Origin of the sequence: Shewanella sp. 11B5, from assembly GCF_002836795.1 — a bacterium.
GTDB lineage: Bacteria > Pseudomonadota > Gammaproteobacteria > Enterobacterales > Shewanellaceae > Shewanella > Shewanella frigidimarina.
This window is the reverse complement of the sequence record NZ_PJAP01000265.1, coordinates 1-13,894: the sequence shown is the minus strand read 5'-3', so window position 1 is coordinate 13,894 and position 13,894 is coordinate 1. Positions and strand designations below refer to the sequence as shown.

Annotated in this window: 11 protein-coding genes; 6 read left to right on the top strand and 5 right to left on the bottom strand. The window is 43.1% G+C overall.

Going from position 1 to position 13,894, the window contains the following annotated elements; all coding sequences use genetic code 11:
• The first annotated feature begins 72 nt into the window (after nucleotides 1–72).
• The 5 genes from tldD to CXF78_RS04135 all read left to right on the top strand — a co-directional run bounded on the left by tldD (nucleotide 73) and on the right by CXF78_RS04135 (nucleotide 6,444).
• A complete protein-coding gene (tldD, locus tag CXF78_RS04155) occupies nucleotides 73–1,521 on the top strand; it encodes a metalloprotease TldD (protein WP_059747763.1) in 1,449 nt (482 codons plus the stop codon).
• Nucleotides 1,522–1,704: 183 nt separating this feature from the next.
• Nucleotides 1,705–3,138 carry a TolC family protein gene (locus CXF78_RS04150; protein WP_102036060.1) on the top strand — a complete coding sequence of 478 codons (1,434 nt, stop codon included), beginning with the start codon at nucleotides 1,705–1,707 and terminating at the stop codon, nucleotides 3,136–3,138.
• Nucleotides 3,128–4,117 (top strand): HlyD family secretion protein, encoded by a 990-nt coding sequence (locus tag CXF78_RS04145; protein ID WP_102036059.1) that lies wholly within the window; start codon nucleotides 3,128–3,130, stop codon nucleotides 4,115–4,117. Before CXF78_RS04150 ends, CXF78_RS04145 begins: the two co-directional genes overlap by 11 nt.
• A gap of 12 nt (nucleotides 4,118–4,129) precedes the next feature.
• Nucleotides 4,130–5,302: an ABC transporter permease gene (locus tag CXF78_RS04140; protein ID WP_102036058.1), complete on the top strand. Its 1,173-nt coding sequence runs from the start codon at nucleotides 4,130–4,132 to the stop codon at nucleotides 5,300–5,302.
• On the top strand, nucleotides 5,299–6,444 hold the full coding sequence (locus CXF78_RS04135) for an ABC transporter permease (RefSeq protein WP_102036057.1): 1,146 nt from the start codon (nucleotides 5,299–5,301) through the stop codon (nucleotides 6,442–6,444). Before CXF78_RS04140 ends, CXF78_RS04135 begins: the two co-directional genes overlap by 4 nt.
• Nucleotides 6,445–6,623: 179 nt before the next feature.
• On the opposite strand, the gene CXF78_RS04130 is transcribed toward CXF78_RS04135, so the two are convergent.
• From CXF78_RS04130 to yjgA, 5 genes are all read right to left on the bottom strand, one after another.
• Nucleotides 6,624–7,136, bottom strand: a complete 513-nt coding sequence (locus tag CXF78_RS04130; RefSeq protein ID WP_102036056.1) for a tetratricopeptide repeat protein — start codon at nucleotides 7,134–7,136, stop codon at nucleotides 6,624–6,626.
• Between the two features lie 395 nt (nucleotides 7,137–7,531).
• Nucleotides 7,532–8,422 (bottom strand): LysR family transcriptional regulator, encoded by an 891-nt coding sequence (locus tag CXF78_RS04125; protein WP_180957043.1) that lies wholly within the window; start codon nucleotides 8,420–8,422, stop codon nucleotides 7,532–7,534.
• 336 nt (nucleotides 8,423–8,758) lie between these two features.
• Nucleotides 8,759–9,160 (bottom strand): YajG family lipoprotein, encoded by a 402-nt coding sequence (locus CXF78_RS04120; protein WP_011639139.1) that lies wholly within the window; start codon nucleotides 9,158–9,160, stop codon nucleotides 8,759–8,761.
• A gap of 308 nt (nucleotides 9,161–9,468) precedes the next feature.
• Nucleotides 9,469–11,949 carry an Ig-like domain-containing protein gene (locus CXF78_RS04115; RefSeq protein WP_102036055.1) on the bottom strand — a complete coding sequence of 827 codons (2,481 nt, stop codon included), beginning with the start codon at nucleotides 11,947–11,949 and terminating at the stop codon, nucleotides 9,469–9,471.
• Between the two features lie 47 nt (nucleotides 11,950–11,996).
• Nucleotides 11,997–12,530, bottom strand: a complete 534-nt coding sequence (gene yjgA / locus CXF78_RS04110) for a ribosome biogenesis factor YjgA (RefSeq protein ID WP_011639137.1) — start codon at nucleotides 12,528–12,530, stop codon at nucleotides 11,997–11,999.
• Between the two features lie 159 nt (nucleotides 12,531–12,689).
• On the opposite strand from yjgA, the gene pmbA reads away from it, so the two are divergent.
• On the top strand, nucleotides 12,690–13,894 hold a 1,205-nt coding region (gene pmbA, locus CXF78_RS04105), incomplete at its 3' end, for a metalloprotease PmbA (protein ID WP_102036054.1).

Below are 13,894 nucleotides of genomic sequence, written 5' to 3'. Positions count from 1 at the left end.
GAAATAACACTGAACGAGCCTGACAGAAACTAAATTCGCAGTACGCGTTACCAATTAAAAAAGAGAGTTTTAATGCCATTTTTAACCCAAGTAGAGCAGAGTTTATTGCAAGATGGATTAACCTTAGATGGACTGCAAGGTTACTTAAATACCATTCATCAACACAATATCGATTTTTCAGACCTGTATTTCCAAGCTTGTCGCCATGAGTCTTGGGTATTAGAAGATGGCATTGTAAAAGAAGGCAGCTTTCATATTGAGCGCGGAGTGGGTGTGCGCGCCATTACTGGCGAAAAAACTGGTTTTGCTTATGCTGACGAAATTACCCCAGCAGCTTTAGATGCAGCAGCAAAAGCTGCCCGCGGTATCGCCAGTGCTGGTGAGCAACATAAAGTACAAGCTTTTAAACGTCAAACAGCCCATAAATTGTATGACAGTGCCGATCCCATTGCTGCTATGGACGAAGTGAAGAAAATCGATTTGTTAAAGCAAGCCGATGCTTATATTCGTAGCCTCGACAGCCGAATTATTCAGGTAGTCGTGAGTTTATCTGGCGTGCATGAAGAAATATTGATTGCCGCCAGTGACGGAACATTAGCGGCTGATATTCGTCCATTAGTGCGCTTTAACTGTAGTGTTATCTTAGAAGACAAAGGTAAGCGCGAACGTGGTAGTGCAGGTGGCGGCGGTCGTCACGATTACAGCGCCTTTTTGGCCACCGATGAAGCTGGCTTACCGCAGAGTTTTGAGTTTGCCCGCGAAGCAGTGCGCCAAGCACAAGTTAATGTCAATGCTATTGATGCGCCAGCCGGTGAAATGACCGTAGTATTAGGTAATGGGTGGCCTGGTGTTTTACTGCATGAAGCAGTTGGTCACGGTTTAGAGGGTGACTTTAACCGTAAAGGCAGCAGTGCATTTAGCGGTAAAATGGGCCAGCAAGTGGCGTCTACTTTAGTGACCATCGTGGATGACGGTACCCTGGAAAATCGTCGCGGTTCATTAAGCATCGATGATGAAGGCGTGCCAAGTCAAAAAACCACCTTAATTGAAAACGGTATATTAAAAGGTTACATGCAAGATAAGTTAAATGCCCGCTTAATGGGGCAAGAACCTACAGGTAACGGTCGCCGTGAATCTTATGCACATTTACCTATGCCGCGCATGACCAACACTTATATGAATGCAGGTGAGTCAAACCCTGCCGACATTATTAAGTCAGTTAAAAAAGGCATTTATGCGCCTAACTTTGGTGGCGGACAGGTCGATATTACGTCTGGTAAGTTTGTGTTCTCTGCTTCCGAAGCCTATTTGATTGAAGACGGTGAAGTGACTCAGGCAATTAAAGGCGCGACCTTAATTGGTAATGGCCCTGAAGCCATGGGGCTGATTTCAATGGTCGGTAATGACTTAGCCTTAGATAAAGGCGTTGGCGTGTGCGGTAAAGACGGACAAAGCGTGCCCGTTGGTGTTGGCCAGCCTACTCTAAAAATTGATCGTCTAACGGTTGGTGGCACCGCTTAACAACCCCCTTCATTGTGTTGGCAACTCACTGAGTGTTTATGCTCAGTGAGTTATTGTGATCTAAACTGCATTCACAAGCTTATGTAAGTAAGTGAATATTCACTTTATGATCTAGCGACTGTGATAATAACGGAACTACGTTATTATCCTTCAAAAATTAGAGTGTTAACTCTAGGGGTGTTTATGTTTGCACAACGTCATATCAGTACATATTGTCGCAAACGAGTGAAATTTGCGCTGTGTTTCAGTGTTTTATTTGTCCATCTTAGTGTCTTTGCTGAACCTGTCACCTTTAGTCATGCTTGGCAGCAATTGGCGCAAGTGAGTGATCAGCTTCAAGCTAAAGCTCAGCTAGTCAACCGCGCCAAAGCGGAAGAAGATGCAGGCGATGCGTTAAATTACCCATCGCTTAATATTGCTGGCAGCTATACTCGCCTCGAAAAACCTATCGAACTTGATTTACGAGATTTAAACCCACTTGCGGTGCTTGATAGCAGTACATTGCCACCGGCGCTTGGCAGTGCTCTAGCGAGTATTCCAGGTTCTCTCTTTGTCACTCCTTTTACTGAACAAGATGTATTTCGTGCCAGCTTACAAGCCATGTGGCCCATTTATACCGGCGGTAAAATTACTGCAGCCCAAGGAATACATGCTGCCCAAGTTTCAGAGAGAGAACAAGAATTTGCCCTAGCTCGGCGTGAGTTATTTCTTCAGCTAGTTGATCGCTACTATGCCGTGTCGGTGACAAAAACTTTAGTCGATACCCAAAAGCAGCTGGTGGACTCGTTAACCTTGCATGTCAATCATGCGCAAAAATTAGAGCAACAAGGGCAAATCGCCAAAGTTGAACGCTTAAATGCCCAAGTCGCGTTAGAAAATGCCAAAGTAAACTGGGGTAAAACCAAGCGTCAATACGAAATGACCGAAATTGCTTTAGCAAGGATGTTACACATACCGTCGGTCGATCCTATTTCGGCACTGTTTTTACTCGAACAACAACCTTCATTGCCACGTCTTAGCCAGCTGACATTAACTCAGCATCCGGCGTTAAAACTACTCGAAGCTAAAGAAGCCCAAGCCAATGGTTTAGTCGACTTAGAAAAGGGCAGTTACTACCCCACAGTGTATTTATATGGCAATTACACCTTATATGAAGATGACAGCTTATTTTCTCAAGTGGAGCCCGACTGGATGGTAGGTGTTGGTATGAGCATACCGCTTATTAGCCGTGATGGCCGCAGTGGAAAAGTGCAAGCGGCGCAAAGTGCTTTACTGCAAGCGCGTTATACCAAAGCTCAAACCAAACAAGATTTAAGTTTGCTGATTGATCAGAGTTATCGGCAGATGCTGCAAGCTAAAGAAGAAGCGGATGCACTGGATGTGTCATTAGCATTAGCGACCGAAAATTTACGTTTACGAGAATTGTCCTTTAACCAAGGATTATCCACTTCAATTGATAGAATCGATGCTGAACTAAGCTTAACTGCGGTTAAAACTCAGCAATTAGGGGCTAAATATCGCTATATGCAAGCCTACGCCAAAGTGATGGCCATTAGTGGTCAAGTAGATGAATTTATCAACCGAACTCAACTTCAAGGGGCTGCTTATGCGGGCTAACAAGATCATTGCAGTGGTCGCATTTGTGCTAGTTATATTACTACTAGGATACGGCGTAAAGCTGGCTTTTACGCCTCAGCCAACAGTGTTACAAGGGCAAATAGAAGCTCGTGAATATAATATCTCGTCTAAAGTTTCTGGCCGAGTTGAACAAGTTTTAGTTCGCAAAGGCGATCAAGTCAACGTGGATGATATTCTGTTTGCTATCAGCAGCCCAGAATTAGATGCCAAGCTATTGCAGGCCCAAGGCGGTCTTGAAGCGGCAACCGCTATGCAACAACAAGCTAATAACGGTGCAAGGCAGCAACAAGTTACCGCGGCTAAAGAGCAATGGTTAAAAGCGAAAGCTGCGACCGAACTGAGCCTAAAAACTTATCAACGAATTGAAAACTTATTTGATGAAGGTGTTGTTGCACGGCAAAAACGCGATGAAGCTTATACCCAATGGCAAGCCGCTAAATATACCGAGCAAGCAGCTTATGCTATGTATCAAATGACTAATGAAGGCGCCCGGGTTGAAACTAAAGCCGCAGCAGCAGGTAAAACTCGTATGGCAGAAGGCGCGGTTAACGAGGTGAATGCCATTTTAGCCGACAGCCAAATGCGCTCACCTAAAAAAGCTGAGGTGAGTGAAGTATTATTACAAGCTGGTGAGCTTGCGCCGAGTGGTTTTCCGGTGGTGAGCATTATTGATATGAGTGATGCGTGGGCTGTGTTGCAAGTTCGAGAAGATCAATTGTTGCAATTTAAGCAAGATCAAACCGTCATGTTAGATATTCCAGCATTACAGCAGCAAGTCGAATTTACCGTGTCACACGTTAGTGTCATGGGTAACTTTGCTACTTGGCGCTCGACCGAGAGCGGCCACGACTTTGATATGCGTACCTTCGAAGTTGAACTGACACCTAAGCAAAAAATTGCCGACTTGCGAGTTGGAATGTCGGTGTTGTTTCGTGCCGATAAGCTTGCCGAACATTAATAAGGCTTGCTGATGAGGCATTTATTCAGGCGTGAATGTAAAGCGTTGTGGCATTCACCATGGCAACTGGCTTTGGTTAGCTATATTCCGCTAATTGGCGTGCTCGCACTTTGGTGGTTATTCAGTGTGGGCTTGCCAAGGCAGCTCCCCGTTGCCGTAGTTGATTTAGATAACAGTCAAATTAGCCGCATGCTAACAAGGCAATTATCGGCTAATGCCGTGATTGCCCCCCGCTCATTTGCCAATGAAGCTGCGGCGATTGAAGCTATGCGTCAAGCGCAAGTATACGGGCTAGTTATTTTACCTTACCAGCTCAGAAAAGATTTACTCACATCAAAACAACCCACAATTGATATTCGCTATAACAGCCAATTTTTGTTAGTGGGAAAGTTATTATCCAGCCAGTTACAACTCAGCCTTGCAGAGGGGTTAACGCAAATTGGCGAGGTGAGCCTATTACTTAAAGGCGCAAATAAAGCCACCGTTGATGTGAGCTTAACGCCTATTAGTAACCAAACGACGGCGTTATTTAACCGAAATAATAACTATGTTGGCTTTTTAGTCCCGCCGATATTGATTGCATTATGGCAATTACTGTCGATGTTGGTTTTTGTTAATAGTGTTAATGCTGAGCTTATTCCTCAAGGTGAACGCTATTATTTAGCCCGAAATATTTGGCCAAAGGTGTGGGTTAAAGTGTTATTTTATAGCCCGATAATGCTCGTTCATAGTGGCTTTATTTTAGTGTGGTTATACCACTATTTAGCTTTGCCCGTGTCGGGTTCATTATGGTTATTGCTATTGGCTCAGGCATTCATGCTCATGGCATTGTGGTTGTTAGTGTTGGTTATTTTTATGATTATGCGTGACAGTGCTCGCACGGTCAGTTTCTGTACCGCATTATTTGCTCCAGCATTTGCGTTTATGGGGATAACCTTCCCGGTAAACGATATGCCCATATTGGCTAAATGGTGGCGGTTGGTGATGCCATCGAGTCACTATATCGACTCTCATGTCAGCGTCGTCAGCTATGGTGTTGGCTTGCCGCAAGTATTGACTCAAATCAGTTCTTATTGGGGCTTTTTACTGTTATTGCCTTTGCTTTATGTGCTGGGGCGTCAGGCGCAGAAAATACCGCCACAGGGTCAAATTAGTCTCCCGGTTAATCTGGAGGTCAACCGATGAACTTCTGGCAATTAATCGTAGCAGAATGCAAAGCTATATTGGCTGACAAAGCGATTGTGATGACGCTATTTGGTGGAGTGTTATTTTACTCGGTTCTGTATCCGTTACCGTATTTGAATCAGGTGCCGACAGAGCAACAGGTCGTGGTGGTTGATCATGATAATTCGTCACTCAGTAGGCTGGTGACTCGCCACGCAGATGCCAGTGCTAAGATAAAAATACTCGCTAATGTAAACAGTATTGATCAAGCACAAACGTGGATCGATCAAGGTAAAGCACATGGGTTATTGGTTATTCCGGCTAACTTTAGACGCGATTTATTGCTAGGTAAGGGCGCAACATTAAGTTACGGCGGCGATGCGAGTTACTTTCTGATTTATTCTGCCGTAGCTGAAGGCTTAGTGTCAGCAGGCATAGATGCAAGTAAACAAGTGCAGTTAATTGGTTTGTTGGCTCGCGGTCAAAATCCCCAACTTGCCCTGCAAGCGGTTAATTCTGTCAATATTAATTCAGTTCCAGCGTTTAACCCCAGTTTAGGCTACACACCATATGTGGTGCCGGGATTATTCTTATTAATTCTGCATCAAACGTTATTAATTGGCACCGGTATTTTGGGCGCAGGCCAATGGCGCAAATCCGGTTATTGGCAGCAAGTACGTCCAGTAACCTTGGTGCTTGCACGGTTAAGTGTGTTTATGATGATTTACGCACTATTTAGTAGTTTTTATTTAGGCTTTTGTTTCTATTGGTACAAAGTGAGCGTGGTTGCAACGGTGGTTGAGGTCGGATTATTTATGTTGCCCTTTTTATTAGCCACAGGATCGCTAGGTATTTATCTCAGTAGTTTATTTAATCGTCGGGAATTACCTACCCAATTGTATTTACTGGTGTCTATGCCGATTTTATTTGTGTCAGGTTTTGTGTGGCCGATTGCATTAATTCCAGAACCATTAGTATTAGCATCTCAAGTTATCCCAGCTGTTCCAGCGATTATGGGGATGCTCGAGTTAAATCAATTAGGAGCAGGTTGGTCGGCGGTAATGCCTAAATGGTTACAATTATGGGGCTTGTTTGCAGTCTTCGCCACCATGGCCATAGTTGCTATAGCACGTAAACAGAAAAGCGTTAGTGTTACATCATAGAAGACCTACAGATGTTAGGTTGGTTCTATCATATCAGAATTGCTCAATGCTAGATTAGTCTCTTGGCAAACAAAAATAGACAGCTATCATCTGGATAGACCTGTCTATTTCATTTGTTTTATGGGATTGAATGTTGACTGATAAAGGGCAACCGTGACGGTTTTTTGGTCTAGATCCAATTACATCATTCCGTTTTGGGCATTGTTTAAAGCTGCCTCTAAACGTTCAACGTTATGTTGGTATATAGCGCTGTGATCGACTTTTGCTGCATACTTAAAATCGGCTAATGCGCCTATATTGTCATTATTCATTAATTTCATTACACCACGATTATTATAGGCATAAGCCCGAACCGTCATTGAAGGAATAGCCACTTGGGTACGAGCACTTTTCACGGCTGCGCTACAGGCTTTTTGGGCTTTTTCCATATCCGCTAGTTGCACATATCCAGCACACAAGTTCACGTTACGAGAATAGTCATCCACGGCGAACTTACTTGCAGATAAAGTAGCGGTTAAGCCAGCTTCGACATCACCTGATTGCAATGCATTAACACCAGGCACATCTTCCACTAATACCATTTTGTAGGCATTACTCTTGATATGCTGACCTTGCTCGTCAGCCATAACATTTGCCGATGCTGCTAGTACTAATGTGGCACAAATTAGGCCATTAACGATGCTCTTTTTCATGATGTCGCTCCTTTAAACGTTTGTGTAGCGCCGCGCTACAGGTGAACTTTAGTCAAAACGACTAGCGTCGACAAACGATAAAAAACGCATTAATGGGTTAAAAAAATTCACTTATGATGATGAAATAATTAATTGGTTTAAATTGTGAATCAGCAGATATAGTAGTCATTACAGTTTTACTTAAGTCTACATGGATGCACCTACGGCGTTTGTTTCCTTATCATTACTCAGTCGCTCACGATGTTGCGACATGCTCTACGTCCTGTCGATCTAGGTAATGGATATTAAGAACGACATGGTTTGAGAGAAATTGTTTAAATAACAGTTAAGTTCATCTAATCAGCTCCCCCGCTTTGTCAAATCTTTGCTACAAAGTCTACCTTGAAGTTTGATACCTAATGACTTTCATCATGGAAACTTTTGAGGATCCAATCGATCAGCAATTGCACTTCTGGCCGCTGCTGTTCATTAGTATGACGGATGAGGTAATAGCGATCATGGCTAAAAAGTGGATGAGGAAATAATGACAGAAGGGTGCCGTTATCGAACCATGCTTGGCTGATGGGTAATGGAATGAGTGCAATACCTAATCCTTGTTCTGCGGCACGGGCGACACTGAACATACTGTCTAGTTGAATTATCTGCTTAGGCTGAAATGCATCAAAGCCAACATTTTCGGCCCATTGATGCCAAGCGTAAGGTCGAGCTTTATGCAATATTAATGGCACCTTAGTTAATGCTTTAAAACCTTGTGAAGACCATTCAGCATGCAATTGTGCATTACACGCAGGGATATAAGTGATTGGAAATAAATCATACACATCGGCATTAGTTTGTTGTTTACCAGAGAGCATAATGGATGCATCAGTGTGCTTAATCGTATCGCTGCGCGACTTAATGGTTTCGAGCTTAAGATTGATGTTGGGATATTTAGATGACCAACCAATGAGTTTAGGCATAAACAGTTCACTGGCAAAGAATTCTGGCATTGAAATACTGACTTCGAGCATTCTGTCTGATTGGTTAAATTCACTGACTGTGTTGACTAATTGCTGCATTACCGGCTCGATGGCCTGGTAAAAGCGTGCGCCAACTTCGGTCAATGTCACCGCGCGGGTTTGACGAATAAACAAGCTCTGGTTTAGAGATTCTTCTAACTGTTTAATCTGATGACTTACCGCCGAAGGGGTTAGATACAGTCTTTTAGCGGTTTCTTTAAAACTTAAGCATTCAGCAGCGACGCAAAAACAACGTAGGCCGCGCATGGAGGTGTGTAAAGGGATCATTCAATTCTCAACAAGGACAGTTTATCAACTCACTTCCCCTTGATGATAATCAATTGTGATGACATCTGTAATGTGTGCGGGTCGACTACTGAGTAATCGTTTAGTGAGACTAGGGTTATTCTTGAAGAGAAAGCAAGGATTAGACCAGTAGTTAAAGTCTCTTATAAACATAGGTTTAACTAGTTGTATAAAAATTGATTGAGTTGCTCTGGTGCTGAATGTACCTTGTTCGCACCAACTTGGTGCTAACTGACTTTACGTTATCTCTGCTGAAATAACGAAATAGATTAATAGATAGGTGGGTAAGCAGGGCTAGCGCTTAATTAATATGTCTAATTAGAAGTACAGTGTTTCTTGCTTAGTGCCATCGATAAAGATGTCGCATTTATCTGCAGTGCTCGATTTTGCCGATTGAACAATGCTAGCAACAATACCAAAGCTTCCACCTTGATCTCCTAGTACCGAACCAAAGTAACAATCACCTTTAAATTTCATATCTTTAAAGTTTGCATTAAGATTTTGAGTAGGCGTCATTGGCGGGAATCGACCCTGCATGATCGGGTCACCATTAGCGGTCAATAGCAGTTTATTTTTTGCTTTATCATACGAGCCACCAAGTACGAAAGTTTGGTCATTGACGACAACCGTTTTGTTTTGAGCCACAATGGGTGGTTTAGCTGCACAAGCGGTGAGTAGTACGCCTGCTGTAATGGTAAGAAGTAGAGAAATTTTGCGCATTAGTATTCCTTAGTATGCGTCGAGAGTCGTAAATCGGTCCCTCGGAGTAGTAAACTAGCCCTGTTTACAGATGCTATTGATGGTATCGAAACGAGAGGTGTTGTGCGCTATTTACTCGCTGAACAATTTGTTAGCTGAACATAAAGTCAGTTAGAAAAATAGTTCTTAATTTCAACAAAGTATCGATCTAATACCGTATAGCATGTCTTATTGTATCAACATATTTGTTAATGCCAAGTATAAAAAAGCCTGCTTAAGTAGCAGGCATTAATGATCGGTAAATATTATGGGACGTGAGAATATTGAGCTTATGACAAGGTCACATAAAATATCAATTCAGTGACCACACCTTTAGGCGTAGTTGCTGTCAGTGTGACTTGGCTTGTGCCGGGTGTACCATTATTTTTCAAGGTAAATGAGGTTGATGTTCCTCCTGCTGAACTCTTGTTAGGTACGGTATAACCAGTGAACTGCAATTCACCTTCGGTGCTAGTAACCGTTAAAATTGTACCTGAAGGCAATATCTGATTGGCGCTATCAGTGAGTACCACATCAAACTTTGCCGTTGCATCTAGTGTAATAGGCTGAACATCAGTGTCGTAATTATTAATCAAGCTGCCATCTTGGCTAACCACGAAATTAGCATCAGAGCCTGACATTGTTAATACTAATGCTTTACGGATATAAGTGCTCATAGCCGTGCTGTCACATAATGTACCTTGGCATTGTGGGCCGTTAAATTTACCGTCAGCTAATTGATATGTGTTACTCGCTTGAATATTAAAGTAAGGTTCACCTGAATCATGGACGCGAGATTCGTTGTCATCTCTAAAGGCGTCAGGCAAGTCAACAAAACCACCGTCATGGTAAGTTTCTACATCCATGCCATTACCACTACATGCTACTGACGTTGTACCACTTAAACAGCCGTTAACTACGCCGCCATCAGCATCGTCAAATACATTGTTGCCATTGATATCGAAGAAGGTTTCGTGCCCTAGCGCATAAGCCATAATTGTTACGCGATGGTCACTGACTCGTGGTGATGCTGATGTCCAAATGACGGAACACCTGCCATTTGCAATGGTACATGATGGTTGGATTTGACCACCTTCAGCGGTAAAGTTGATGGTAGTGTCGTCTGGTGCAGGGTTTGCAAAACTATCAGAGGCATACACTGTAATGGTAACTTCTTCACCATTGTAGTCGCCCGCTTCAGGGTTGCCATTTGATCTTGAAATACTAAAACCAAGCTGTTGTGGCAAACCGGTATTGACGGTCAGCTGTTCTGATTGGCTGGTAATGGTTTGGTTAGTGTCGGCGTCTGTGGTTGATGCCACCACTCTTACTGGGGTTGGAATGGTGCCAGCTTGCACTCGCACACTGACTAATCCCTGGGAATTGGTAATACTGTTGTCCGTCACTTTACCATTAGCAAATTGTAAACCGCCCACACTGGTGTCTAAGCTAAAATTAACCGTTTGTTGTGCTGCTGGTTGGCCATTTGCACTAGTCACTAAGAAGGTCACTAACGATGATTCAGTTGAACCGGTGCCGCCTGAACCTTTGATGCGGATTTGGCTTGGGTCAGCTGACACAAAGCTCACATTAGATAACGTTTGACGGGCTAAGGTAAAAGGTAAACTTGCGTTTAAGCTACTGCCATTAACCGTTGCTGTCGCAATGATGGTGTCATTACGTTCACTATTGCCACTACAACTGATATCTGAAAAAGTTGAGCTAGCGGAGCCTGATAAGCTAGTGACAGGTGAATCAAGTGTGGCGTTGTCATTGGTAGAGCAGTCAGAACTAAAGCTGATGCTGGTTGGACTTTGCAAGCGTGTTAATGTGCCATCGGTGTTTTCGGTAACTAACGTAGCTGTAATTCCAAATGTGCCACCGGCGCTAATGTTATAACTGCCATCGGTTGTAGCGACTAGCGTTGTCGCCAATTCACTTTCAACAAACTCACCATTAGCATTATACGAGCCCATCTTAACATTACCATTCGTAGCAATATCGTCGGACGCTAACACTTCAAAAGCGCTGCTGCTGGTGAGAGTACTACCTTGATATTCTGTGGTGACGGTTAACAGACTGGCACCTAACTCTGCCTCGGACGGCGTATAGTTGAGCGTAGCAATGCCTGAAGATTTTGTTAGTGCAGTTGCTGGCGCTAACGAAGCACTACCAGCATTGAATGTCACAATTTGGTTAGCAATAGCTTGATTATTACTGTCAGTAAGCAAGGCATTGAGTTGAACTGTTTTATCAATATTAAAGCGAGTAATCGGACCGGTTGCATCACTTATAGAAGCGGTTAATTTAATTGCTTCGACAGGAACAGTGGTGTCATATTCTTTAAATTGATAATTGCGAGTCGCACTAACTGCATCAGCATCACTTGGAGAGTAACTCACGCTAAGCGTGCCGGCGTCGGTGCTGCTTGATGTGACAACTGTTGTCGCAAGACCAGAAGACAAGGTTAACACCGTTGTAGGCGTTATTGCTGCATTGGTGGTACTAAAAGTAATGAGTGCGCCACTGACGTTGGCATTACCTAACTTAAGGTGTGCAACGGCACAGAAGCTACCATCAAGATCAAAAATCAGTGAGTCAGTACTCGTATCACATTGGCCATTAACGACATTTTGATAGCTGACGGTAATACTATAACTATCATTCGATGTGTCAGTATCGGTGCCGTCCGCGGCACCGTTACAACCTGTAAATAACAACACTGAAGTTAATAATAACAATAGTGTGCGAGTCATCATTTTTAGCCGCATTAGCAACATCCTTATTCTATTAAACAGACTATTTTTAGAGATGGACCCTAGTCTTTTATTTCAGATCTTAAATACTTATATAACTCTTTAGACGATTTTGACTCTGGGCCTTTAGCCAGTTCTTTATTCGCTTGGCGGATCAGTTGGCGCATTTTTTGACGATCAAGTTGTGGATGCAAATCCAGTAATACTTGGACCTCATCATCGCCATTAGCTAATAAACGCTCACGCATTTTTTCAAAAATCTGTATTTGAGCAGCTTCATTATTGTTTTTGTTCAACACTTTATCCAGTGCTGCTTCAATAGGCTCATGCTCAAAGCCACGCATTAATTTACCAATGTATTGTAAATGGCGGCGATAGGCTTCAGTTTTTTGTTTAATCAGTTTTGTTTTTAGAATCGCATCATATAGAAATTCATCTAAACCCATTTTGTCTAATTGAGTTTTGCTCAGGGCCACTAAACGCATGCCAAGTGCTTGAGCATCCTCACTTTCTTTTTTAACGCCTGTTCTGCTGACATAGTTGTCATCATTATCATAGGGCTGCTGAAATAGCTCAGAATCGCCAACAATTTTCATAGTCATAAACCTCAAGTCAATATGCGTTAATGATAGCATTTATTTGGCCTAGAATATGCAGAATTTATTGATGATCAACTGCGATATAAATGCGCGGTTATCAATCGCCAATTGAATTTGATATGCTAGCGTCAATTAGACTAATCAAAGAGTAAATTTGTGGCTTCTCATCCTTCTTCAGCGCCTCGCGCAACTGAACCAACACCTAGAATTGATTCTGAATTATCGGCGTTAAAAGACGCTGTATCTGTCGCATTAGAATATGCGAAAGTGTTAGGCACTTCGGCCGCTGAAGTGGCTATCAGTAAGCAGCAAGGTTTGTCGGTTTCAACCCGTGAAAAAGAAGTTGAAACCGTTGAGTTTAATAAAGACGGTGCGTTAGGCATTACCATTTACCGTGACGGTCGCAAAGGCAGCTCATCAACCTCAGACTTAAGCCCAGAGGCGATTCGCCAAGCGGTAAAAGCGGCTGATGGTATTGCAAAATATACTTCAGAAGATCCTTTCAGCGGTTTGGCTGATCCCGCTTTGATGGCGCAAGATATTCGCGACTTAGAGTTATATCATCCACAAGATATCGATGCAGAAGAGCTCGCTCAGTTGGCTATTCGTGCTGAAGAAGCCAGCTTGTCGGTTGATAGCCGTATCCGTAATTCAGATGGTGCGAGTGTCAATGCCCATACTGCCGCCAGAGTTTATGGTAATAGCCATGGGTTTCTTAACGGCTATTGCAGCTCTCGCTACAGTTTAAGTTGTGTGGTCATAGGCGAAGAGTCTGATGGCAATATGCAGCGCGACTATGACTATACAGTTGCCCGTAAATATCATGATTTACTGTCACCTGAAGCGGTAGGTTTACAAGCGGCAAACAAAACCTTAAGTCGATTGGATGCCCGTAAAATTGCGACTGCAAAAATGCCAGTGTTGTTTGCGCCAGAAATTGCCACTGGCTTAATGGGGCATTTAATCGGCGCAATTAGTGGCAGCAGTATTTATCGTAAGTCGAGCTTCTTAATGGAAGCATTGAATACTCAAATATTCCCAGACTGGTTTAGTATTGAAGAACAACCGCATTTAATTGGTGCTCTGGCCAGTGCTAATTACGACAGTGAAGGTGTCGCTACCCAAGATCGTCGTATTATTGATCGTGGCCAGCTAGAAACTTACTTATTAACCAGTTATTCGGCGCGTAAATTATCGATGACCAACACGGGTCATGCTGGTGGCATTTATAACTGGACCCTAAGCCATTCAAACCAAACATTTGATGACTTGGTTAAAGCCATGAATACCGGCTTAATTGTTACGGAAGTGATGGGCCAGGGCGTTAATGGTGTTACTGGTGATTATTCTCGCGGCGCAGC

Coding starts and splice junctions, on each gene's coding strand:
- tldD (WP_059747763.1), top strand. CDS start 73: ATGCCATTTTTAACCCAAGTAGAGCAGAGTTTATTGCAAGATGGATTA.
- CXF78_RS04150 (WP_102036060.1), top strand. CDS start 1,705: ATGTTTGCACAACGTCATATCAGTACATATTGTCGCAAACGAGTGAAA.
- CXF78_RS04145 (WP_102036059.1), top strand. CDS start 3,128: ATGCGGGCTAACAAGATCATTGCAGTGGTCGCATTTGTGCTAGTTATA.
- CXF78_RS04140 (WP_102036058.1), top strand. CDS start 4,130: ATGAGGCATTTATTCAGGCGTGAATGTAAAGCGTTGTGGCATTCACCA.
- CXF78_RS04135 (WP_102036057.1), top strand. CDS start 5,299: ATGAACTTCTGGCAATTAATCGTAGCAGAATGCAAAGCTATATTGGCT.
- CXF78_RS04130 (WP_102036056.1), bottom strand. CDS start 7,136: ATGAAAAAGAGCATCGTTAATGGCCTAATTTGTGCCACATTAGTACTA.
- CXF78_RS04125 (WP_180957043.1), bottom strand. CDS start 8,422: ATGATCCCTTTACACACCTCCATGCGCGGCCTACGTTGTTTTTGCGTC.
- CXF78_RS04120 (WP_011639139.1), bottom strand. CDS start 9,160: ATGCGCAAAATTTCTCTACTTCTTACCATTACAGCAGGCGTACTACTC.
- CXF78_RS04115 (WP_102036055.1), bottom strand. CDS start 11,949: ATGCGGCTAAAAATGATGACTCGCACACTATTGTTATTATTAACTTCA.
- yjgA (WP_011639137.1), bottom strand. CDS start 12,530: ATGAAAATTGTTGGCGATTCTGAGCTATTTCAGCAGCCCTATGATAAT.